Annotated in this window: 18 protein-coding genes (1 of these 18 only partly in view); 12 read left to right on the forward strand and 6 right to left on the reverse strand. The window is 73.8% G+C overall.

Translation table 11 applies throughout. The features are described 5' to 3' along the window. Window positions 1–26: 26 nt before the first annotated feature. Window positions 27–407: a hypothetical protein gene (locus OHA30_RS31695; protein ID WP_328917301.1), complete on the reverse strand. Its 381-nt coding sequence runs from the start codon at window positions 405–407 to the stop codon at window positions 27–29. A gap of 187 nt (window positions 408–594) precedes the next feature. Between OHA30_RS31695 and OHA30_RS31700 the strand changes: the two genes are divergently transcribed. The 4 genes from OHA30_RS31700 (at window position 595) to OHA30_RS31715 (ending at window position 4714) form a co-directional block, all read left to right on the forward strand. Continuing rightward, a complete protein-coding gene (locus tag OHA30_RS31700) occupies window positions 595–3177 on the forward strand; it encodes a sensor histidine kinase (protein WP_328917302.1) in 2583 nt (860 codons plus the stop codon). Beyond that, a complete protein-coding gene (locus OHA30_RS31705; RefSeq protein ID WP_328917303.1) occupies window positions 3174–3596 on the forward strand; it encodes a roadblock/LC7 domain-containing protein in 423 nt (140 codons plus the stop codon). Before OHA30_RS31700 ends, OHA30_RS31705 begins: the two co-directional genes overlap by 4 nt. A gap of 35 nt (window positions 3597–3631) precedes the next feature. Then, the gene (locus OHA30_RS31710; protein WP_328917304.1) at window positions 3632–4024 is read left to right on the forward strand and encodes a DUF742 domain-containing protein; all 393 of its coding nucleotides are present in this window, start codon (window positions 3632–3634) and stop codon (window positions 4022–4024) included. A gap of 78 nt (window positions 4025–4102) precedes the next feature. After that, window positions 4103–4714 carry a GTP-binding protein gene (locus OHA30_RS31715; RefSeq protein WP_328917305.1) on the forward strand — a complete coding sequence of 204 codons (612 nt, stop codon included), beginning with the start codon at window positions 4103–4105 and terminating at the stop codon, window positions 4712–4714. A gap of 39 nt (window positions 4715–4753) precedes the next feature. Here OHA30_RS31715 and OHA30_RS31720 read toward each other — a convergent pair whose 3' ends face one another. After that, complete coding sequence (locus tag OHA30_RS31720; RefSeq protein WP_328917306.1) at window positions 4754–5125, reverse strand: DUF962 domain-containing protein; 372 nt, start codon at window positions 5123–5125, stop codon at window positions 4754–4756. A gap of 103 nt (window positions 5126–5228) precedes the next feature. On the opposite strand from OHA30_RS31720, the gene OHA30_RS31725 reads away from it, so the two are divergent. The 5 genes from OHA30_RS31725 (at window position 5229) to OHA30_RS31745 (ending at window position 10872) form a co-directional block, all read left to right on the forward strand. Beyond that, complete coding sequence (locus tag OHA30_RS31725) at window positions 5229–6176, forward strand: NUDIX hydrolase (RefSeq protein WP_405784941.1); 948 nt, start codon at window positions 5229–5231, stop codon at window positions 6174–6176. After that, window positions 6173–7195: a molecular chaperone DnaJ gene (locus OHA30_RS31730; RefSeq protein WP_328917307.1), complete on the forward strand. Its 1023-nt coding sequence runs from the start codon at window positions 6173–6175 to the stop codon at window positions 7193–7195. The genes OHA30_RS31725 and OHA30_RS31730 overlap by 4 nt, the downstream gene beginning before the upstream one ends. Before the next feature lie 47 nt (window positions 7196–7242). Next, window positions 7243–8247: a hypothetical protein gene (locus tag OHA30_RS31735; protein WP_328917308.1), complete on the forward strand. Its 1005-nt coding sequence runs from the start codon at window positions 7243–7245 to the stop codon at window positions 8245–8247. A 9-nt stretch (window positions 8248–8256) separates the two neighbouring features. Further along, entirely contained in the window at window positions 8257–9483 is a 1227-nt protein-coding gene (locus tag OHA30_RS31740; protein WP_328917309.1) for an adenylosuccinate synthetase, read from the forward strand. A gap of 834 nt (window positions 9484–10317) precedes the next feature. Then, a complete protein-coding gene (locus OHA30_RS31745; protein WP_405786022.1) occupies window positions 10318–10872 on the forward strand; it encodes an NUDIX domain-containing protein in 555 nt (184 codons plus the stop codon). Here the strand turns inward: OHA30_RS31745 and OHA30_RS31750 are convergent. Then, window positions 10827–13241 carry a glycoside hydrolase family 31 protein gene (locus OHA30_RS31750; protein ID WP_328918079.1) on the reverse strand — a complete coding sequence of 805 codons (2415 nt, stop codon included), beginning with the start codon at window positions 13239–13241 and terminating at the stop codon, window positions 10827–10829. The two genes, OHA30_RS31745 and OHA30_RS31750, sit on opposite strands and share 46 nt — an antisense overlap. 335 nt (window positions 13242–13576) lie before the next feature. Here OHA30_RS31750 and OHA30_RS31755 point away from each other — a divergent pair, with 335 nt between their 5' ends. Continuing rightward, window positions 13577–15601 carry an acetoacetate--CoA ligase gene (locus OHA30_RS31755; RefSeq protein WP_328917311.1) on the forward strand — a complete coding sequence of 675 codons (2025 nt, stop codon included), beginning with the start codon at window positions 13577–13579 and terminating at the stop codon, window positions 15599–15601. A gap of 24 nt (window positions 15602–15625) precedes the next feature. Here OHA30_RS31755 and OHA30_RS31760 read toward each other — a convergent pair whose 3' ends face one another. Beyond that, on the reverse strand, window positions 15626–16999 hold the full coding sequence (locus tag OHA30_RS31760; RefSeq protein ID WP_328917312.1) for a glycoside hydrolase family 18 protein: 1374 nt from the start codon (window positions 16997–16999) through the stop codon (window positions 15626–15628). Between the two features lie 100 nt (window positions 17000–17099). Beyond that, window positions 17100–18428: an aminotransferase class I/II-fold pyridoxal phosphate-dependent enzyme gene (locus tag OHA30_RS31765; protein ID WP_328917313.1), complete on the reverse strand. Its 1329-nt coding sequence runs from the start codon at window positions 18426–18428 to the stop codon at window positions 17100–17102. A 142-nt stretch (window positions 18429–18570) separates the two neighbouring features. On the opposite strand from OHA30_RS31765, the gene OHA30_RS31770 reads away from it, so the two are divergent. Both OHA30_RS31770 and OHA30_RS31775 read left to right on the forward strand, forming a co-directional pair. Then, the gene (locus OHA30_RS31770) at window positions 18571–19845 is read left to right on the forward strand and encodes an MFS transporter (protein WP_328917314.1); all 1275 of its coding nucleotides are present in this window, start codon (window positions 18571–18573) and stop codon (window positions 19843–19845) included. Window positions 19846–19909: 64 nt separating this feature from the next. Next, window positions 19910–20998: a hypothetical protein gene (locus tag OHA30_RS31775; RefSeq protein WP_328917315.1), complete on the forward strand. Its 1089-nt coding sequence runs from the start codon at window positions 19910–19912 to the stop codon at window positions 20996–20998. A gap of 169 nt (window positions 20999–21167) precedes the next feature. On the opposite strand, the gene ptsP is transcribed toward OHA30_RS31775, so the two are convergent. Further along, on the reverse strand, window positions 21168–22838 hold the 3' portion of the coding sequence (gene ptsP, locus OHA30_RS31780; RefSeq protein ID WP_328917316.1) for a phosphoenolpyruvate--protein phosphotransferase. 3 nt of this gene lie beyond the right edge of the window; 1671 of the gene's 1674 nt are visible here — the last part of the coding sequence; its start codon lies off the right edge, out of view — the gene reads right to left on this strand; its stop codon occupies window positions 21168–21170.

Consider the following 22838-nt stretch of genomic DNA (forward strand, 5'->3'; position numbering starts at 1 on the left):
CTCCCCAGCCCCCGCGCGCACGGGTGTCAGACCCCGTGCGCCCGGGGTATGCGGTGGCCGCGCCCGTCCCGTCCCCCGTCGCGCAGGGCGGGCCGCGCCCCCCGCCGCGCCCTGCGCCGCTCCCGGCGCGCGGCCCGCGCCACGCTGCTCGGGCTGGACAGCACCCCGTTGCGCTGGTTCCACACCTGCCGGGTCACCCACACATCCAGCACCGCCCAGGTGGCGACGACGCTGGTGAGCACGGTCAGCAGCGTCGCGGGCGCGCTCAGCCACGAGTGCCCGGCCGCCAGCAGCGTCGCGATCACCGCCTCGACCAGAACCACGGCCACGATCAGCACCGCCCGTACCGCCGCCGCCCGCACCGGGTCGGGCAGCCGCGCGGTGCCGACGGGCTCTTCCTCCCACATGGATTGCCCCTGGAACTTCATGAAAGGTGCCTGCCCCGAAAAATCCGGGTGCATTCAGGAGGTACGTTTCCGGCCAGACCCGCCCAACCCACCGGACTGACTTTCGAGTTAGCCCCGGCACAGTAGTAGGCTCACGCCGTTTAAACGCGACAGACGCCCCCGAAGTGGGGGAGACGTTGGGGAGGCCATGCGCTTTCGCGGTACGACGATCCGCCGGAAGATCGTGGCGCTGCTGCTGATCCCACTGGTGTCCCTGACCGCCATCTGGGGCTTCGCCGCCACCATCACCGGCCGTGCTGTGCTCGGCCGGCCGAACATTCAGCGAATAGCCGCCAATGTGGTCTATCCCGGTGAGGACGCGGTCAGCGGCCTGGAGCAGGAGCGCAAGGTCGCCCTGCTCTACGTGGCCAACAGCCGTGACTCACAGGCCCGGATCGCCTTCGACAAGCAGCAACGCACCACCGACGCGGCGTTGGCGAAACTCCGCACCCGGATCAACACCTCCGGTATCCGCAGCGAACTCGACGGACTGGCCCGGGAACGGCTCGACGCCTTCCTCGGCACCGCCGAGGGACTGACCTCGCTCCGCCAGCGGATCGACAACCAGCGGATCACCCGCGGCGACACCTACGACGCGTACAACTCGCTGACCGACCCGGCCTTCAAGCTCTTCGACGACCTCGACCCGCTGAGCAGTGTGCGACTGGACAGCCAGCGCCGGGCGGTCGTCGACATCGGCCGGGCGCGCGAGGCGGTCAGCCGGCAGGACGCCGTGATGTCCGCCGCGATCAGCACCGGCCACCTCAGCGAGGGCGAGCTGACGGACTTCACCTTCGCGGTCGGCCAGGAGCGCAACTACTACAAGGACGACCTCGGCACCCTCGACGCCGACATCCGCTCGCCCTTCGAGGCGTACTGGCGGGGCACCAACGGCAAGGCGCTGCGTTCGGTCCAGGACGCGATCATCGCGGCCGGCCTCGACAGCGCGCCGATCATCGCGGCCCACCTGTCCTGGCCCAGCGTCGCAGGCACGGCCTTCGACGACCTGGGCAGGCTGAACGCCACGGCCCAGGCGCAGTTCACCAAGCAGGCCCGCCCCCTGGCGACCGCGAGGATCGTCGAGGCGGCCGTGGCCGGCGGCTTCGGTCTGATCGCGGTGATCGCCTCACTGGTGGTGTCGGTACGCATCGGCCGCGGTCTGATCCGCGACCTGACCGGACTGCGCCGCGAGGCCCAGGAGGTCTCCGGCACCCGGCTGCCGCGCGTGATGCGGCGCCTCGCCTCGGGCGAACAGGTCGACATCGAGACCGAGGTGCCGCGCCTGCAGTACGCGGACGACGAGGTCGGCCAGGTCGGCAAGGCGCTCAACACCCTCCAGCGCACCGCGGTCGAGGCCGCGGTCCGCCAGGCCGACATGCGCAAGGGCGTCTCCGACGTCTTCGTCAACCTCGCCCGCCGCAGCCAGGTCCTGCTGCACCGCCAGCTGACCCTGCTGGACGCGATGGAGCGCAGGACCGAGAACGCCGAAGAGCTCGCCGACCTCTTCCGCCTCGACCACATGACCACCCGTATGCGGCGGCACGCCGAGGGTCTGGTCATCCTCTCCGGCGCCGCCCCCTCCCGGCAGTGGCGCAAGCCCGTCCAGCTGATGGACGTGGTCCGCGCGGCGGTCGCCGAGGTCGAGGACTACGAGCGGATCGAGGTACGGCGGCTGCCCAGGCTGGCCGTGACCGGCGCCGCCGTCGCCGACCTCACCCACCTGCTCGCCGAACTCATCGAGAACGCGGCCGTGTTCTCGCCCCCGCACACCCAAGTGCGGCTGCACGGCGAACCGGTTGCCAACGGCTTCGTGCTGGAGATCGACGACCGCGGCCTCGGCCTGACCCCGGACGCGCTGCTCGAAGCGAACCTCCGGCTGGCCGAGACCCCCGAGTTCGAGCTGTCCGACACCGACCGGCTCGGCCTGTTCGTGGTCAGCCGGCTGGCCCAGCGGCACGGCGTCCGGGTCTCGCTGCGGCAGTCCCCGTACGGCGGCACCACCGCGGTCGTCCTGATCCCGGCGACCCTGCTCTCCGAGACCGGCGACGACACCGGGTCCACCCGGCTCGGCGAGTCCCCCCAGCCGCGCGCGCTCCAGACGGCCGGGGACACCGAGCACACCTTCCGCCAGTGGGGCCTGGACGCCGGCGGTGAACGCCACAAGGAGCACGCGGCGCACCCCGACGAGCCCGGCGCGCTGTCCGACGACGATCCGGAGCTGGACGGCCCCGTGCCGCTGCCGCGCCGGCGCCGCAGCGCGCCCGTCCTGGTCTCCGACCGGGGCCGGCCGGTGGGCGAGCGCCCGCAGAACTCCGGCGCGGAGGAGCCCTCCGCACCGGAACCGGCCGCCGTACGGCCGCAGCCCCAGCCGCTGCCGCCCGCCCAGCCCGTCGTGCACTCCGTGCCGCCGGTCCAGGCGGTCCCGTCCGGCCCGCCGCAGCGGCGCGCCCAGCCGCCCGCCGGGGCGACGACCTCGGGCACCGGCAGCGTCCTTCCGCGCCGGGTCAGGCAGGCCAGCCTCGCACCGCAGCTGCGCGCCGAGGCCGCGCAGGACAGCGCTCCCAAGCCGCCCGCCGCGAACCGGGAACGCTCCGCGGACGAGGTGCGCGACCGGATGGCCGCGCTCCAGCGCGGCTGGCAGCGCGGCCGGGAGGGCGCGAGCCCGGACAACACCACAGACGACCCATCGACATCAGTACCGCGAACGACACCTGAGGGGACCGGTCGATGACCGCACCATCGAGCCCGACACGCGAGCTGAGCTGGCTCCTTGACGATCTGGTCGCCCGTGTGGCCAGTATCCGCAAGGCCCTGGTCCTCTCCGGGGACGGCCTGGCCATCGGCGCTTCGGACGGACTCACCCGCGAGGACTCCGAACATCTCGCCGCCGTGGCCTCCGGCTTCCACAGCCTCGCCAAGGGCGTCGGCCGGCATTTCAACGCCGGAAGCGTCCGACAGACCATGGTCGAGCTGGACGACGCCTTCCTGTTCGTGACGGCGGCGGGCGACGGCAGTTGCCTGGCCGTGCTGACCGACGCGGATTCCGACGTCGGCCAGGTCGCGTACGAGATGGCTCTTCTGGTCAAGCGGGTAGGAGCTCATCTGGGCAGCGCACCGCGAAGTGACGGCGGTACGGCGCTCAGCGGCTGACCGCATGAGCTGATCGAACGGGGTGGCAGGGCGACATGAGTTCTGAATCGGACCGCTGGTACGACGACGCGGCAGGCCCGGTGGTACGGCCGTATGCCATGACGCGGGGACGTACCAGTCACGCGGCCGAGGCGAAGATCGACCTCATCGCCTTGGTGGTGACCGAGACGCGGGACGGCGACCGGGCGGCCCGCGACGATCAGACGTTGTCGCCCGAGCATCTCGACATCGTCGAGCGCTGTCGTGAACAGGCGACGTCGGTCGCCGAGTTGGCGGCCGACCTCGACCTTCCGGTCGGCGTGGTCCGGGTGCTGGTCGGTGACCTGCTGGAAGCCGCGCATGTGCACATCCATCAGCCGGTCCCACCGGCCGAGTTGGTGGACGAGAGTATCCTGCGCGAGGTGATCAACGGGCTGCGCGCGCTGTAGTCGGGAGGCAGGCTAGGCTCTCCCGAGAGAACGGAAGCATCAAGTCCACTGTGCCCGCAGGGAAGTAGAGAAGAGACCATGGCCTTCGCCCGCTCCGATCGCCGTACTCAGCCCGTCGCCGCCGAGCCGGTGGCGCTCAAGCTGCTGGTGGCCGGCGGCTTCGGCGCAGGCAAGACCACGCTGGTGGGCGCCGTCAGCGAGATCCGGCCGCTGCGCACCGAGGAGTCGCTCAGCGAACTGGGCCGCCCGGTCGACGACATAGAGGGCGTGGAGTCCAAGCGGACCACGACCGTCGCGATGGACTTCGGGCGGATCACACTGCACGACAACCTGGTGCTGTATCTGTTCGGCACCCCGGGCCAGGACCGGTTCTGGTTCCTGTGGGACGAGTTGGCGCAGGGCGCGCTCGGCGCCGTGGTGCTCGCCGACACCCGCCGGCTGGAGGACTGCTTCGCCGCCGTCGACTACTTCGAGCGGCGCGGCATCCCCTTCACGGTCGCCGTCAACTGCTTCGACGGCGCCGAACTCCACGACCCGGACAACGTCCGCGAGGCGCTTGACATCGATGCCGGGGTCCCGGTGGTGCTCTGCGACGCGCGGGAGCGCGAGTCGGCGAAGAACGTGCTGATCACCGTGGTCGAGCACGCGGCGCAGGTGGCGGCCGAGCGCCGGGAGCCCGTGACCACCTGACGTACGGCGGGCGTGTCCCGCTCTACGCCCGCGGTCGGCTCATACGTCCTCGGCGGCCCGATCGCCGTGCTCGGTAAGCCACTTGGCCGCCGTCTCGGCCAGCTCGGCGTCCCGGCCCGCCAGCATGGTGGTGATCATCCTGACGTCGCCGCGCAGCGACCAGGCCGGGTGGCCGAAGGTCGCCGGGTTGTTCTTCTCGATGAGGAAGTGCGCGGGCCACGCGGTCCCGTAGCCGATCAGCGGCAGCGCGGCGGCGTACCTCTTGCGCCCGCGGGCCAGGCCCCAGCCGGTGACCGCGAGGCCGGTCAGGGTGCCCGCCAGGTGCACCCAGCGGGTCGCGGCTCTGGAGTGCATCGCCACGTAGTAGGGCCAGAACTCCTCGAAGGAGGAGAAGGTCTGCTGTTTCGTCATCACCTCACCGTAGCGCGGGCCATGGACGCTGTCAGCGTGCCGTGTTATGTTCTTCTCATCTTAAGAAAGACTCAAAGCGAGAAGAACTGAACGGGAGTTCACGGTGAGCGCAGCGCAGGGGCCGTACGCGGAGCGGGACTTCCTGGCCGCGTACGACCCGCGGGCCTTCGACCCGATCGCCGTCACCGTCGACGTGGTCGTACTGACCCTGCGCGCGGGCCGGCTGCACGTCCTGGCCGTGCGGCGCGGCGGCCCGCCGTACGCGGGGGAGTGGGCGCTGCCCGGCGGCTTCGTCCAGGCCGGGCGCGAGTCGCTGGACGAGGCCGCGGCCCGTGAACTCGCCGAGGAGACCGGCCTGGACGCGGCCGCGCTCGACCGGGTCCACCTCGAACAGCTCGGCTCCTACGGCCGCCCCGACCGCGATCCGCGGATGCATGTCGTCTCGATCGCCTATCTCGCCTTCGCGCCCGGCCTGCCCGACGCGCGGGCGGGCGGTGACGCGGCCGGCGCGGCCTGGCTCCCGGTGGGGACCATCTCCCCGGCAGGGCAACCGGACGCCGCGCCCCGGCGTCCCTTTGATCAGGGTCGGCGGCCCGGAACCCACGGGGGTGGTACCGGCCGCCGATCCGGTCCCGGCGCGGACATCGGGCCCGGAACCGAGGGCCCGGGCGACGCGCCCGGCGCCGAAGCGGGCAGCACGCCCGCTGCGATGGCGGGCTTCGCCTTCGACCACGACCGCATCCTCGCCGACGCCCTCGACCGCGCCCGCGCAAAGATCGAGTACACCCCGCTGGCCACCGCCTTCCTCGGCGAGATCTTCACCATCAGCGAACTGCGCTCGGTGTACGAGACGGTGTGGGGCGCGCCCCTGCACGCGGGCAACTTCCACCGCAAAGTGCTCTCCGTACCCGGCTTCGTGGAGTCCACCGGCGAGACCGACGCCCGCCCCGGCAGCCGCGGCGGACCCCGGGCCCGCCTCTACCGGGCGGGCGACGCCCGGCTGCTGCACCCCGCGCTGCTCCGCCCGGACCGGGAGGCGACCGTACGATGACTGCCGACCACGAGCCGATACGCACCTTCGACGACGCTCTGGCCGCACTCGGCGCGGACTTCCCCGCCGACCCCGGAGCGGCCGCCCGGCGCCACCGGCGGCTGGCCCGGCTGCTGCACCCCGACACCGCGCCGCCCGGCCGTACCGAGCAGGCCACCGCCGCCTTCGCCCGGTTGGGCGACGAGTGGCGGGCGTACCGCGACAGCGGCGAGGACATCGTCACCACCGCGAACCGCCGCTATGTCCTCGGCCCGGCCCTGGCCGTCGGCGACCTGGCCGTGCTGCGCACCGCGCGCTACGACCTCGACGGCGGCGAGCGCCGCGAGGCCCTGCTCAAGATCCCGCTGCGGCCCCGCGACAACGACCTGATGGAGCACGAGGCCGCCGTGCTCGCCCGGCTCGACGCCGTTGCCGAACCGCGCCACCGGGCCTACGCGCCCACCGTGATCGAGAGCTTCCGGCACCGGTCGGCCGACGGCACCGAGCGGCATGTCAACGCCTTCGCGCCGCTCACCGGCTTCCACACACTGGCCGAGGTCGCCGCCGCCCACCCCGGTGGGCTCGATCCACGCGACGCCGCCTGGATGTGGCGCCGCCTGCTCACCGCGCTCGGCTGGGCCCACCGCGCCCGTCTGGTGCACGGCGCCGTCTTCCCCGAACACGTCCTGATTCACCCCGGGTTGCACGGTCTGGTGCTGGTCGACTGGTGCTACGCGACCGCCGTCGGCACCCATGTGCCGCTGATGGTCGACCGGCACCGCGACCTCTACCCGGCCGAGATCCCCGCCCGACTGCCGGCCACACCCGCCACCGACATCCACCTCGCCTCGCACGTCATGCGGAATCTGATGGGCGATCGGACACCGGTTCCACTGCGGGCGTTCCTGCGCGGCTGTCTGCTGCCGTCCCAGAACGCCCGCCCGCAGGACGCCTGGAAGCTCCTGGCCGAACTCGACGACATCCTCGAACGGCTCTACGGGCCACGCACGTTCCGCCCGTTCACGATGCCGACCCGCTGAAGGCCCTCCGAAGACCCGTACGCCACCACACCACTTGGGGGAACACCATGGGCAGCGGAAGCTGGTCCACCAATGTCTACGACGCCGCCGAGCGCTACCGAGCGGCCGCCGGCACCGACGCCTTCGCCTACAGCGACAACGTCAAGTCCTCGACCTCCCGGCGCGGTTGGAAGGCCCACCCGTCGCTCGACCCGAAGGGCCTGACCGTACGGGAGAGCCGGGACTCCGCCGAGCACCCCGCCTCGCTGGCGATCTCCGTCCTCTTCGACGTCACCGGCTCCATGGGCAACGTCCCGCGCGTACTGCAGACCAAGCTCCCCGAGCTGTTCGGGCTCCTGCTGCGCAAGGGCTACACCCAGGACCCGCAGATCCTCTTCGGCGCGGTCGGCGACGCCACCTGCGACCGGGTCCCGCTCCAGCTCGGCCAGTTCGAGTCCGACAACCGGATGGACGAGCAGCTCGGCAGCATCCTGCTGGAGGGCGGGGGCGGCGGCCAGATGACCGAGTCCTACGAACTCGCCCTCTACGCCATGGCCCGGCACACCGCCCTGGACTGCCACGAGAAGCGCGGCCGGCGCGGCTACCTCTTCCTCATCGGCGACGAGATGCCGTACGGCAAGGTGAAGGCCCGCGAGGTGCGGGACGTCCTCGGAGAGGAGATCGAGGCGGACATCCCGGTCACCGAGATCCTCGCCGAACTCCAGCGCACCTTCCATGTCTTCTACATCCTCCCGGCCGGCGCCTCCTACGTGGGCAACACCGAAATCCTGGGGCTGTGGCGGAAGTTGCTCCGGCAGAACGTCATCGAGCTGGACGACCTGGACGCCGTCTGCGAGACGATCGCGCTGACCGTCGGGCTCGGCGAGGAGGCGATCGACCTGGCGGCGGGGCTGGCCGACCTGGCGGACGTCGGCTCGTCCGCCGGCGGGAGCGTCGGGCGGGCGCTGGCCCCGCTGGACCGGGACCGCGGGAACGGCCGCTCGCCGGTCGTCGTCTCCGACGCGAGCCTCACCGACGGCGGCGCGGGCCCCGCGACCACCACCCGGCTGTAAGGGCCTTACGTGCACACCGTCGTGGTCGACCTCGGCTTCGGTGACGCGGGCAAGGGCGCCGTCGTGGACCGGCTCTGCGGGCAGGGCCCGGTCCGCGCGGTGGTCCGCTTCAACGGCGGCGCCCAGGCCGCGCACAACGTCGTCACGGCCGACGGGCGGCACCACACCTTCGCCCAGTTCGGCTCGGGCACGCTGCGCGGGGTGCGGACGCATCTGTCGCGGTTCATGGCCGTGGACCCGCTCGCGCTCGCCGCGGAGGCCGACCATCTGCGGGCACTCGGCGTCCCCGACCCGTACGCGCTGCTCACCGTGGACCGCGGGGCCCGGCTCACCACGCCGTACCACGCGGCCGCGAACCGGCTGCGCGAGCGGGCGCGCGGCGCCGGGCGGCACGGCTCGTGCGGGATGGGGGTCGGGGAGACCACGGCGTACGACCTCGCGCACCCCGGGGACGCGCCCACCGCGGGGGACTGCGCGTCCAGGACCCGGCTGCTGCGCCGGCTGCGGCTGCTGCGGGACCGGCTCACCGACGAACTCGGCCCGCTCGGGGCGCCGCCGCCCGAGGACTGCGCCGACGCGTTCGCGGCCTTCGGCCGGGCGGTCCGGCTCACCGACGAGACGGCGCTGCGGCGGCTGGCCCGGCAGGGGCCGCTGGTCTTCGAGGGCGCACAGGGGGTGCTGCTGGACGAGTGGCACGGCTTCCACCCGTACACGACGTGGTCCACGACCACCTTCGCCAACGCGGAGACGCTGCTGGCCGAGGCGGGGGCGGCGGGGTCCGCGCGGCGGGTCGGGGTGGTCCGCACGTACACGACCCGGCACGGGCCGGGGCCGCTCGTCACCGAGGACGCGGGGCTTGCGGCGGTGCTGCCCGAGCGGCACAACGGGCACGGGCGGTGGCAGGGGGCCTTCCGCGTCGGCCACTTCGACGCGGTCGCGCACGCCTATGCGGTCGAGGCGTGCGGGGGAGTGGACGCGCTCGCCCTCACCCACGTCGACGCGGTCGGGCGCGGGCCGCTGCGGATCTGCCGGGCGTACGGGGTGGACGGGCGGCTGGTCGAACGGATCCCCGTGGCGGGGGGCCGCGAGCTGCGGCCGGAGCTGACGGCTTCGCTGCTGCGGGCGCGGCCGGCGATCTGGGAGACGCCGGGCCCCGATCCGCGCGCCTGGCTCGACGCGATCCCCTCCCTCCTGAACGCCCCCCTCACCCTCCACACGACGTCCCCCCACCCCTGAGCCCGCCCTCCGGGCCGCGACGTCGACCCACCACCGAATGGGCGCGCCCCTCCCCGCCGCGACGCGAGTTGCCGCGTTGCGACGCTGCCAAGCCGCTCCCGCGTGGGGGTGCGCGTGGTTGTGCCCCCCCGTTCCGCCGTGCGGAACGATGGCCCACAACCGGTGGGGTGACCCTCACCCTCTTTTCCGCCGCCGCGGCGGGACGCGGGTCGGTGTGGTCCGGCGGTGCCGTGCCTGCGGTGCCTCTCGCGGAGCGTTGCGCCCGTGCGGGGGCTGCCGCTCTTCCCGCCGCCGCGGCGGGACGCGAATGGCCGGGTTCCGGCGGTGCCAAGCTGCCCCTGTGTGGGGGTGCGCGTGGTTGTGCCCCCCGTTCCGCCCTGCGGAACGATGGCCCACAACCGGGGGGAACGGGCGTGCGGGGGCGCCGTCCCCCTGCCGGTTGCGGTAGCGCGTGCCTGCCTACCCTCTCCGCCGCCGGGTTCCGGCGGTGCCAAGCCGCTCCCGCGTGGGGGTGCGCGTGGTTGTGCCTCCCCCGTTCCGCCGTGCGGAACGATGGCCCACAACCGGTGGGGTGACCCTCACCCTCTTTTCCGCCGCCGCGGCGGGACGCGGGTCGGTGCGTTCCGGCGGTGCCGAGCTGGCCGCACACCCTCGCGGAGCGTTGCGCCCGTGCGGGGGCTGCCGCTCTTCCCGCCGCCGCGGGGGGACGCGTGCCGAGCCGGCCGCACACCCTCGCGGAGCGTTGCGCTGGTGCCGCCGCCCGCGGCGGCGGGACGTGGGGCCGGGGCGGGCCGTAACCCCGTACGTGCCCCCGCGGGGCCCCCGCGGGGTACGCTGCGGGACGTGGCTACGGATTTCTGTTCGGCGTGCGGCGCGGCCTATTCCGAGGGGGCCGGATGGCCCCGGACGTGCGGCCGCTGCGGGGCCGTCAGATACCGCAACCCGCTACCGGTCGCCGTATGCCTCCTGCCCGTGCGGAGCACACCACGCACGAGACCCGGCCTCGTCCTCATCCGCCGCGCCATCGAGCCGCAACGCGGCCAACTCGCCCTGCCCGGCGGCTTCATCGACTTCGGCGAGAGCTGGCAGCAGGCCGTCGTCCGCGAACTCCGCGAGGAGACCCGCATCGACGCGGCCGCCACGGACGTGACCCTCGCCGACGCCCTCACCGACGAACCCGGCGGCTATCTCCTGCTGTTCGGCCTGCTCCCGCCGCGCGACGCAGGCGACCTGCCGCCGTCCGCACCGACGGACGAGACCGACGGCCACCAAGTCCTGCACGAGCCCCAGGACGTGGGCTTCCCCCTGCACACCCTCGCGGTCCGCCGCTGGTTCGACGGCGCCTACGACCGGGCCGAGCTCCAGTCCCCCCGCACCCGCACCCGGTAGCCGGGCTCACCCCCGTCCTCCCGCTCCACCACGACCTCCCCCCGCGCCCAGCGCGACGCGAACTTCTCCTTGCGCACCGCCCCCCACCCCTCCGGATCACCGGTCAGGACGACCCCACTGCCCGTGTGCCCGGCGCGCGGCGCCCACGCCTCCAGCTCCACGTCCCCGTCCGCACCGACGACCGGCAGCACCGCCCCCGCCCTCGCCAGCACCGGGATCCGGCCCAGCGGCGCGTCCAGCGTCACCTGCGTACGGCCCCGGTACGCCGTACCGGTCGCCGTGTCGTACCAGCGCCCGCGCGGCAGCCGCACCGTACGCCGTACCTCACCGGGCGCGAGCACGGGCGCCACCAGCAGCGCGTCCCCGAGCAGGAACGCGTCCCCGCAGTCGCGCAGTTCGCGGTCGCCGGGTGACTTCCACCACAGCGGCCGTACGTAGGGCGCGCCCGTGCGGTGCGCGAGATGGGCCAGCGTCTCCAGATACGGCAGCAGCCGCTCCCGCTCGGCCAGCGCCGCCCGCGCGTGCCGCAGCACCTCGGGCCCGAACTCCCACGGCTCGCGCAGCCCCGCGTCGATCGCCGAGTGCGTACGGAAGAACGGGAGATACGCGCCCAGTTGGAACCACCGCAGATACAGCTCCGGCGACGGCGTCCCGGTGAACCCGCCGACGTCGGGCCCCGAGTACGGCACCCCGCACAGCCCGAGACCGAGCACCAGCGCCAGCGACGCCCGCAGCCCCTCCCAGCCGGTGGCCACGTCGCCCGACCATGTGCCGCCGTACCGCTGCATGCCCGCCCAGCCCGACCGGGAGAAGAGGAACGGCCGCTGCTCCGGCCGCAGTTGACGCAGCCCCTCGTAACCGGCCCGGGCCATCGCGAGCCCGTAGACGTTGTGGGCCTCGCGGTGGTCGCCGCCTCGGCCCTCCAGCGCGTGCCGGGCCGACAGCGGCAGCGTCGGGTCGCCGAAGGGCGCGAAGGACACCGGCTCGTTCATGTCGTGCCACACCCCGGCGAACCCCTGCGCCAGCCGCTCCCCGTAGAGCCCGCCCCACCAGGCGCGGGCCGCCGGGTCGGTGAAGTCGGGGAAGACCGCCTCGCCCGGCCACACCACCCCGCGCACCTCCCGCCCGCGCGCGTCGCGTACGAAGGCCCCGGCCGCCGTACCCCCGTCGTACGCCGCCAGGCCCCGCTCCGCCTTCACCGCCGGGTCGACGATCGACACCAGCCGTACCCCGTGTTCGCCCAACTCCCTTGCCAGACCCGGCAGATCGGGGAAGCGGCGGCGGTCGACGGTGAAGACGCGATGGCCGTCGAAGTGGTCGATGTCCAGATGGATCACCGACAGCGGCAGCTCGTGCTCGCGGTAGGCGGCCGCGACCCGCCGTACCTCCTGCTGACTGCCGAAGCCCCACCGCGAGTGCTGGTACCCCAGCGCCCAGCGCGGCGGCAGCGCGGGCCGGCCGGTCAGCGCCGTCCAGCCCGTCAGCAGCCGCGACGGCGTGCCGGTGATCACCCAGTAGCGCAGCGGCCCGCCGTCCATCCGCACCTGGCACGTGCCCGGCCGGTCGTGGCCGGAGCCCGCGCCCTCGCCGCCGTCGCGCAGCACGACCCGGCCGTCCCAGGTGTTGTCGTGGAAGACCAGATGGCAGCCCGCGTCCGCGACCACCAGCTGCACCGGCATGGTGAGGTAGAGCGGGTCGTCGCCGGGGGCGAAGGAGCCGCCCGGGTCGGTGTTCCACAGCCGGTAGCTCCCGGCGGGCAGCCGCGGCCCGGCCGCCCGGCCGCCGAGCCCGAAGACCCGCGCGTCCGCCGGGGTCCGCGAGCGCTGCTCCCAGCGCGCCGAACAGCCGGCCGGAGCCGAGCCGCCGACCCCGACCGAGCCGCCGACCCCGGCCGAATCCCCGACTCCGGCCGAGCCCCCGGACCCCGGAGAGCCCGCAGACCCCTCCGCGTCCCACCAGCACGGCGGCCCCTCCGCCCGCAGCAGCAGACCGCCGGGCGTACGGAACTGCACCCCGCCGTCGCGCAGCACCACGACGGTGACCCGCTCGGACACCACCCGCCAGCCGTCCGTGTCCGGTTCGAGCACGGCCCGGGGATCGGCCTCGGGACAACCCCCGGCCAGCGCGTACGACGGCTCGGGCTCGGCACCGTCCCAGCCGCAGAAGACCGCGCCGCCCACGGTGACCCGCACCCGCAGCACCGCCCGCGCGAACCGGACCGTGCCGCCGCCCGGCGCCGGCTCCGCGCCCAGCGCCGCCCCCGGCACCCGGGCCCGCTCCCGGCCGCGCCCGGGCAGGTCCCGCGCGTCGACGCGCCGCCGCCGCAGCGCGGAGCGCACCGCGAGCCGCCCGCGCGCGGAGCCCGCCATCCGCACCGACCGCAACAGCCCCTCGGCGTTCGCGCGCTGCCGCCGCAACGCCGCACGCGGCCCCCGCCGTCCGCCGTCGGCCCCCGCCCGCACCTGGTCCTCACCGTCCATGCCCACACCCTTCCACCGGTTCCCGGAGCCCCGCCGCCTGTTCAGCCGGTGTTCACCTGGAGGGGCGCCGAGCGGGGAGAACACCCGCCCCGGCGCGCCCCGGGGGACCCGCCCTGGCGCCCAAGACGATCACATGGCATCGTCCTGCCCAGCCCCTGACAGGAGATCCCTGCCCAGGGCACCCAGCAGCAACGCAACGACGCGTACCGTCCGGGAGCCGCCCCATGAGCACCACGTCCGAGCCCGCCCGTACCCCGGAACCCCTGTGGAGCCCGGGACCCGAGCGGATCGCCGGTGCCCGGCTGACCCGTTTCCAGGCATGGGCGGCCGAGCACCGCGGCGCGCCGGCCGCCGTGCCCGGCGACCCGGGGGCGAGCTACGCCGCCCTGCACGCCTGGTCGGTCCGTGAGTCCGGCGAGCTCTGGCAGGCGGTCACCGAGTGGTTCGACGTACGCTTCGCGTCCCCGTACGACACCGTGCTCGCCGACGCCGAGATGCCGGGCGCCCGCTGGTTCCCCGGCGCGACCGTGAACTACGCCGAGCACGCGCTGCGGCCCGCCCTTGACCCCGAGCGCGCCGACGGGCCCGCGCTGCTGCACCTGGACGAGAGCCAGGAGTTGGGCACGGTCACCTGGGCCGGGCTGAGCCGTCAGGTCGCCTCGCTCGCCGCCCACCTGCGGCAGTTGGGCGTCACGCCCGGCGACCGGGTCAGCGGCTATCTGCCGAACGTCCCGCAGGCCGTCGTCGCCCTGCTCGCCACCGCGGCCGTCGGCGGGGTGTGGACCTCCTCCGCCCCCGACTTCGGCGCCCGCAGCGTCCTGGACCGTTTCCAGCAGGTCGAGCCCGTCGTCCTGTTCACCGTCGACGGCTACCGCTACGGCGGCAAGAGCCACGACCGTACCGAGGTCGTGGCCGAACTGCGGGCCGGGCTGCCGTCGTTGCGCGCGACCGTCCACATTCCGCTGCTCGGTACCGAGGCGCCCGAAGGCGCCCTGGAGTGGGACGCGCTGGTCGGCGACGACGTCGAACCCGCGTACGAGCAGGTGGCGTTCGACCACCCGCTGTGGGTGCTCTACTCCTCCGGCACCACCGGTCTGCCCAAGGCCATCGTGCAGTCCCAGGGCGGCATCCTGCTCGAACACCTCAAGCAGACCGGCCTCCACCTCGACCTCGGCCCCGGTGACCGCTTCTTCTGGTACACCTCCACCGGCTGGATGATGTGGAACTTCCTGGTCTCCGGGCTGCTGGTCGGCGCCACCGTGGTGCTGTACGACGGCAGCCCAGGACACCCCGACATCGCCGCCCAGTGGAAGGTCGCGGAACTCACCGGCGCCACGGTCTTCGGAACCTCGGCCGCCTATGTCATCGCCTGCCGCAAGGCCGGCGTCCACCCGGGGCGCGACTTCGACCTGTCCGCGGTGAGCTGCGTGGCCACCACCGGCTCCCCGCTGCCGCCCGGCGGCTTCCGCTGGCTGCACGACGAGGTCAAGGAAGACCTGTGGATCGCCTCCGTCAGCGGCGGCACCGACGTGTGCAGTTGCTTCGCGGGCGGCGTGCCGACCCTGCCGGTGTGGATCGGCGAGCTCCAGGCACCGTGCCTGGGCACCGACCTCCAGGCGTGGGACGTGCACGGGCGGCCGGTGGTCGACGAGGTCGGCGAACTCGTCGTCACCAACCCCATGCCCTCGATGCCGATCCGCTTCTGGAACGACCCCGGCGACGCCCGCTACCGCGAGAGCTACTTCGAGATGTTCCCGGGCGTGTGGCGGCACGGCGACTGGATCACCCTCACCTCCCGCGGCACCGTGATCATCCACGGCCGCTCCGACTCCACCCTCAACCGCCAAGGCGTACGGATGGGTTCGGCCGACATCTACGAAGTGGTCGAACGCCTCCCGGAGATCCGTGAGTCCCTCGTCATCGGCATCGAACAGGCCGACGGCGGCTACTGGATGCCGCTGTTCATCCAACTCGCCGACGGCGCCGGGCTGGACGACGCCCTCCGGGACCGTATCCGCACCGCGATCCGCGCCCAGCTCTCGCCGCGCCACGTCCCCGACGAGATCATCGCCGTCCCCGGCGTGCCGCACACCCTCACCGGCAAGCGCATCGAGGTACCGGTCAAGCGGCTGCTCCAGGGCGCGCCGCTCGACCAGGCGGTCAACCCCGGTTCGGTGGACGACCTCGGGGTCCTGCGCTTCTACGAGCGGCTCGCCGCCGAGCGCGCCGGCGGGGGAGTCCGCCCGTAGAAGCGCAGGATCACCGGGCGGAGATCACCCGTTGTACGCCGCGAAGATCTTCGAGAACTCGTACGGCGCCTGCGCGATGTTGGTGCACTTGTAGAGCGCGCCCGTGCAGGCCGCCGCGTCCCGGGTCTCCTCCCAGTAGGAGAGCAGGCCCAGGTGCTTGCTCTGCGCGAAGGAGACGAGCCGGCGGGCGTCGGCCTGGTCGTAGACGTGCCCGTCGTCGTTCTGGCCCAGCATCGGCGTCACCCCGATCATCGCCCACAACTGGGCGTCGGACTTGGCCGGGTAGAGCGTCTTGAGCTGGGCCTCGGTGCCGGTCGCGGCCTGGATCGCCGCGTCGCCGTAGTCGACGCCGCGGTAGTAGTCCATGGCCATCAGGTTGACCACGTCGAGGTTGACGCCCGCGTTCTTCGCGGAGGTCACCACGTTGAGGCCGTCGGAGGTCAGGCCCTCGGGGAGAACCGGCAGGGTCAGCGAGATCCGCAGGTTCGGGTGGGTCTGCTGGAGCTTGGCCAGGGCCTGCGAGCGCAGCGCGATGGAGGCGGGCTCGGCGACCGCCGACCCCTCGATGTCGAAGTCGACATAGTTCAGGCCGTAGGCGTCCACGACCGCCGCGTACTCGTTGTAGAGCGCGGTCACCGAGGTGCACGCCTGGGCGAGTTCGATGCCGCTGGCGCCGCCGAAGGAGACCTTGACGTCGCCGCCGCCCGCCCGGACGGCGTCGATCTGGTCCTTGGCCCACGCCTGGCGCGGGTCATAGGCGTTGAACCACATCGCCTTGCAGTTGGACGCGGTGACGAAGGCCAGCGTGAAGCTCTTCAGACCGCTCGCCGAGGCCATCGCGGTGAGGCTGGGCGTGGGCCAGGCGCCCAGGTCCACATAGGGGGCGGTGTGGATCGGTCCGGCCGGGGGAGGGGTGCCGCCCCCGCCGGTGGTGCCGCCGGTGGTGCCGCTCGTCGTACCGCCGTTCCCGCCGCCGGTCGTACCGCCCGTCGTGGTGCCGCCGGTGGCGGAACCCGCGTCGCAGGAGCCGCCGTTGAGCGTGCAGTTGGCCGGCGTGCCCGAACCGGTGCCGACCCAGCCGAAGATCACGGACGCGCCCGGGGCGAGCGTGCCGTTGTAGTCGCGGTTGGTGAAGGTGTAGTGGTTGCCGCTCTGCGTGAGCAGCGCGTCCCAGTAGCTGCCGACACTGCTGCCGGACGGCAGGTCGAACGCGACCTTCCACGAACTGATCGAGGAATTGCCGCCGTTGGTGATCGTGTACTGGGCCTGGTAGCCGCTGCCCCAGTCCGAGGTCTTGGCGAAGGCCGCGCCGACGCCGCCGGCCGCCGTGGCGGGAGGGATGAAGAACAGGACGAGCGTGCCGAAGAGCGCGAGGACGAGGGTGAGGGATCTTCGCATGCCGGGACTCCCATGTGGTCTGTACCAATGCCGCCCGGGAACTGAATACTGGACCCGCGGCCCCCGGTCAAGGGCGCCGCCACCCGCCTCTGACGTCCCTTCAGCCTCCGTACGTGCTCTGCGTCTCCGCCAGCACCGCCGCGAAGTCCCCGGCGAGCCGGGCCGATTCGTCGACTTCCAGGTCCGCCACGGTGATCCGCACCCCCGGCGCCGACTCGATCCGGAAGCGGGCGCCGCCGGCCACCCACCAGCCGTGCGAGCGCAGCCCGTTGACGACCGCGGACTCGTCCCGCACCGGCACCCACACATTGAACCCGCTCACCCCCCGCGCCCCGATCCCGTACCCGGCCAGCGCCCCGACCAGCGCGCGCCTGCGCTCCCCGTAGGCCGTCGCCGCCGCGGCCACCAGCGTGTTCGTCGCCGGATCGGTCATCAGCCGGGCCACCGTCTCCTGGAGCACATGGCTGACCCAGCCCGAGGTCAGCAGCATCCGCCCGTCGTGCCGGGCCAGCGTCCTCGCGTCGCAGGCCATCGCCGTCCACCGCAGATCGGTGCCCAGGTGCTTGGAGACCGTACGGACCTGCGCCCAGCGCGCGGGCCCCTCGGCGCCGGCCGTGGTCAGCGAGTGCAGCGGGCCGCCCGAGGTGTCCGCGCTGTGGTCGTCCTCGATCACCAGCACCTCGGGCGCGGCGGCGAGCACCGCGAGCAGTTCGTCCCTGCGGGCCGCCGAGATCCTTGAGCCGAACGGGTTCTGCGCCCGGGGGCACAGCACCACCGCCCGGGCCCCGGCCCGCAGCGCGGCCCGCAGTCCCTCCGGGCGCGGCCCCTCGTCGTCCACCGGCACGGCGACCGTCCGCAGCCCCAACGCCCGTACGAGGTCCAGCAGATGGTGAAAGCCGGGGTCCTCCACGGCCACCGCGTCACCGGGCCGCAGCTCCACCGACAGCAGCCGGGCGATGCAGTCCAGCGCGCCGTGCGCGAAGGTCACACGGCCGTCAGGCACCCCGTCCCGCCGGAACCACGCCCGGGCCGACTCCTCCAGCTCCGGCAGCCGCGGCGAGGCCCGGTGCGAACGGGCACCGGGGGACAGCCGCCCCGGCGGCACGAGATCGGGCAGGAACGCCGGATCGGGGTGACCGCCCGACAGATCGCGCAGCCCCTCCGGCACCGGCGGCGGCCGCCGCGACGTCACCGAGGGCTCGGGCGCGACCACCGTGCCGCCCCGCCCCCGGGTCACCACGATCCCGCGCCGCCGCAGCTCCTTGTACGCCGTCGCCACCGTCCCCGGGCTCACGGCCAGCTCCTGCGCGAGCGCCCGCACCGGGGGCAGCGCCTCACCCGGCCGCAACCGCCCCTCGGTGACGGCGTGTTCGGCCGAGACGGCAATCTCCCTGGCCGTCGTGCCACTGATCGCATATTGTGTTGCCACATACACAACTATGTATCAATACAAATGAACGCGCAAGGCGCTCCACAAGAGCGGCCGGGGACAGGGACGTGATGCTGTGCGGCGGATACCGGCGATCTCACGCATGACCGGGCGGATACCAGGGGGCCGCGACGGCCGGCGAATGCTCTGGATCAACCTCGTCGACAAGACCGGATCAGGGCTGTGGTTCTCCGTCACCGCCCTGTACTTCGTCCTCGTCGCCGGGCTCAGCACCGGCAGAACCGGCCTGCTGCTCGGCCTCGGCGGCGCCGTCGGCGTCGCGGGCCCGCCGATCGCCGGACGCCTGGTGGACCGGCTGCCGATCACCCGGGTCCTGCTCGGCACCCAGATCGTCCGCGCCACCGCCGCCCTGCTGCTGCTCGTCGCGCACGGCTTCTGGGCCCTGCTGCCGCTCGTCGCCCTCGGCAGCTTCGGCGACCGCTCCTCCTCCGTCCTCACCAAGCTCTACGCCGCCCGCGTGGCCGGACCCGACCGCGCCCGCTACCAGGCCGTACAGCGCACGGTCGTCAACCTCGGCTACACCCTCGGCGGCCTCGCCGCCTCCGCCGCGCTCGCCCTCGGCAGCGCCGGCGCCTACCGGGCCCTCCTGCTCGGTGACGGGCTGTCCTTCGTCCTGGTCGCCTTCCTCGTCTCGCGGTGCGCGGAACCGCCGTCGGCCGGCCGGACGGTGGTGAGCCGACCGGCCCCGCGAGGCGGCGGCGCCGCGAAGCCCGGGGCTTCCCCCGGCGCGGGCGGGCGTCCCGCCGTCACCGGACCCTGGCGCGACCGCGGCTACCTCGTCTATGCCGCCCTCGACTCGGCGATGTTCCTCTACGGCTGCGCGCTCAGCGTCGGCCTGCCCCTGTGGATCCTCACCCGCACCACCGCCCCCCACGGCCTCGCGGCGGCGGTCTTCGTCCTCAACACCGTCATCGTCGTCGCCTTCCAGGTACGGCTTTCCCGGTACGGCCGCACCCCGCTCGTCGCGGCCCACTCGATGCGGCGGGTGTCGGTGTGGTTCCTGATCTCCGGCGCGGCCGCCGCGCTCGCCGTCCTGCACGCCCGCTGGGCCGCCACCGCCGCCGTACTGGCCGCGGCCGTCGCCCTCACCGTCGTCGAGATGATCCAGTCCGCCGTCTCGTGGGAGCTGTCCGTCGCGCTCGCCCCCGCCCACGCCCAGGGCAGCTACGTCGGTGTGCACGGCCTGGCCCAGTCCACGGCGAGCTGCCTCGGCCCGCTGCTCATGACCTCCGTCGTCATCGCGGCCGGCCCGGTCGGCTGGCTCGCCCTCGGCGCCGCACTCGCCGCGGCCGCCCTCCTCCAGCGGCGCCTGGTGCTCCGCCGCCTCGACCGGATGGCCGCGGCGGCCGCGGAAGACCCATTGTCAGTGGCTCCCGTTACGGTGAGTGAGCAATAGGGACCACGGAATCACCGTCGGTCCAGAAGGGGGCCGCGCGCGGTCCCGAACCGAGGGGGAAGCCATGAACCGACGGGGCGGCACGCCGCACAACGAGAGCGACAGCGAGAACGAGGGCGGGATCGAGACCAGGACCGGGACCGGAACCGCGACGGATGAATGCGCCGGTCGCCGGGAGACAGACCGCGGGCGCGGCGCCGGGCGGGAGCAGCGCCGAGGGGGCGCGGGCCCGCGCGGCAGCCGGGACAAGCGCCGTACCGGACCACCGGGCCGCACCCGCCACCGGCGCGCCCTGCGCAGAGAAGCCCCCGTCGTCGTCGCCGTACTCCTGGACGAGCGGGACTTCACCGCCATGACGGGTTATCCGAGCTTCCCCTTCGAGGACTACGGGAGCTATCTCCACCACCTCGACGGACTGCTGCGCAGCCTGGACGCGCAGGGCACCCACCTCGCGGTGACCCTCTTCGACCCCGACGCCTACCGCGCCTACTGCCGGAGCACCCGGCAGCCACCGGACTCCCCGGCCACCCGGGTCCGCTACGTCGCCGAGGTCACCACCACAGGACCCGCCGTCCGCTACACCCGGCAGCCGCTCACCGCCCTGCGCACCGAGCTGGCCCGCGAGGCCGACCGCAGGGCCACCTGGGAACGGGCCACGGACCGGCTCACGGCCGCCGGCCCCTGCCCCGACTGCGGCCAGGACCTCGCGACCTGCGCGTTCGACCGTGCCTCGCACACCCTGCTGCGGCTGATCGAAGCCGTCGGCCCCGGCCACCACCATGTCGTGTGCAGCCTCCCGACCGACGAGGAGCCGCCCCTGCTCGCCGCCGTCCGCGTCGACGCGGACCCGGAAGGCGAGGTCCGTTTCACCGAGGCCGACGCCCTCGTCCTGTGCACGGTCATGGCCGCGAGCGAGGCCACCGATCGGGTGGGCGGCCTCGTCGTCCGCACCACGGACGCGGCCGGCGCCGAGACCGTACGGGGCTGGGAGCTGCGCGCGGGCGAACCGTACCCGCTCAGCGAGGCGCGGGTGTTCGACGCCTACTGCACCGATCCTGCGACGGGGGAGCCCGTACCGCCGGAACCCGGCGTCACCTACCGGGCCGGCCTGCCGCTGCCGCCCACCCTGCCGGAGGAGGGACCGGCCATGTGAGCGGATGGCTGCGAGCGGTCGGCGGGCGCCGCGCGGTTGTGTCCAGGTGCCCCCGGACCCGGACGTGGGCCCGGACGTGGGCCCGGACGTGGGCCCGGACGTGGGTCTCCGGGGGTCGAGGCCCCGGGAGCCAACGTCCGCGCGCCAGCGTGTCCGGGCGCGCCGCGCGCTACTCGCCGGAGAGGACCGCCTGTGCGGCCCGCCGCGCCTCCTCCGCGCTGTCGGTCGCCCGCGCGGCGGCCGCCGCGCGCTCGCACTGCGCCAGCGTGTACTTCGCCAACGTCGCCCGCACATAGGGAATCGACGCCGCACCCATCGAAAGGCTGGTGATCCCCAGACCGGTCAGCACACACGCGAGCAGCGGATCGGCCGCCGCCTCGCCGCACACACCGCAGCTCTTGCCCTCGGCCCTCGCCGCCTCGGTGGACATCGCCACCAGGTCGAGCAGCGCGGGCTGCCACGGGTCCTGGAACCGCGACACCGCCCCCACCTGCCGGTCGGCCGCGAAGGTGTACTGGGCGAGGTCGTTCGTGCCCAGCGAAAGGAACTCGACCTCCTGGAGGATCGACCGCGCCCGCAGCGCCGCCGCCGGGATCTCCACCATGGCGCCGAACTTCGCCACCAGCCCGGCCTCCCGGCACGCGTCCGCGAACGCCTTCGCGTCCTGCCGGTCCGCGACCATCGGCGCCATCACCTCAAGGAACACCGGCAGCCCCGCCGAGGCCGCCGCCAGCGCGCGCAGCTGTGTCCCCAGCACCTCGGGGTGGTCGAGCAGCGACCGCAGCCCGCGCACGCCCAGCGCCGGGTTCGGCTCGTCGCCCGAGGGCGTCAGGAAGTCCAGCGGCTTGTCCGCGCCCGCGTCCAGCACCCGTACGACGACCCGCCCCTCGGGGAACGCCTCGAGCACCTGCCGGTACGTCGCGATCTGCTTCTCCTCCGACGGCGCACGCGAGGAGTCGTCGAGGAACAGGAACTCGGTACGGAACAGCCCCACGCCCTCGGCGCCCGCCTCCAGCGCCGCGGGCACGTCCGCCGGACCGCCGACGTTCGCCAGCAGCGGCACCTTGTGGCCGTCCGAGGTCGCCCCCGGCCCGGAGGAAGCGGACAGCGCCGCCTTCCGCGCGGCCGCCGCCTCGGTCAGCGCCGCCCGCTTCTCCTCGCCCGGCTCGACGAACACCTCGCCCGTGCTGCCGTCCACCGCCACGACCGTGCCCTCGGCCAGCTCGACCGCTCCCGCGAGCGCCACCACGGCCGGCACCCCCAGCGCCCGCGCCAGGATCGCGCTGTGACTGGTCGGCCCGCCCTCCTCGGTGACAAAGCCCAGCACCAGCGCCGGATCGAGCAGCGCGGTGTCGGCCGGGGCCAGATCTCGGGCCACCAGGACATACGGCTCGTCGCTGTCCGGCACCCCTGGCATCGGCACGCCCAGCAGCCGCGCCACGATCCGGTTCCGTACGTCGTCCAGGTCCGCGACGCGTCCTGCCAGATACTCGCCCGCCTGGGCCAGCAACGCGCGGAAGGAGGCGAACGCGTCGTACACCGCGCGCTCGGCCGTACTGCCCACCGCGATCCGCCGCTCGACATCGGCCATCAGTTCGGGGTCCTGGGCCATCAGCGCCTGCGCGCCGAGGACGGCCTGGGCCTCGCCGCCGGCCAGATGACCCCGCGCGGTGAGGTCGGCCGCGACCGCCTCCACCGCCTGCCGGGCCCGTCCCTGCTCACGCGGAGCGTCCTCGGGCCGGATCTGCTTGGCGGGCGGCTCCAGTACCGCGGTCCCCATGTGCCGTACCTCGCCGATCGCCACACCGTGGCTGACGCCGACGCCCCGAAGCGTTGTCTG

Source organism: Streptomyces sp. NBC_00223 (assembly GCF_036199905.1).
In the GTDB taxonomy this organism is placed as follows: domain Bacteria; phylum Actinomycetota; class Actinomycetes; order Streptomycetales; family Streptomycetaceae; genus Actinacidiphila.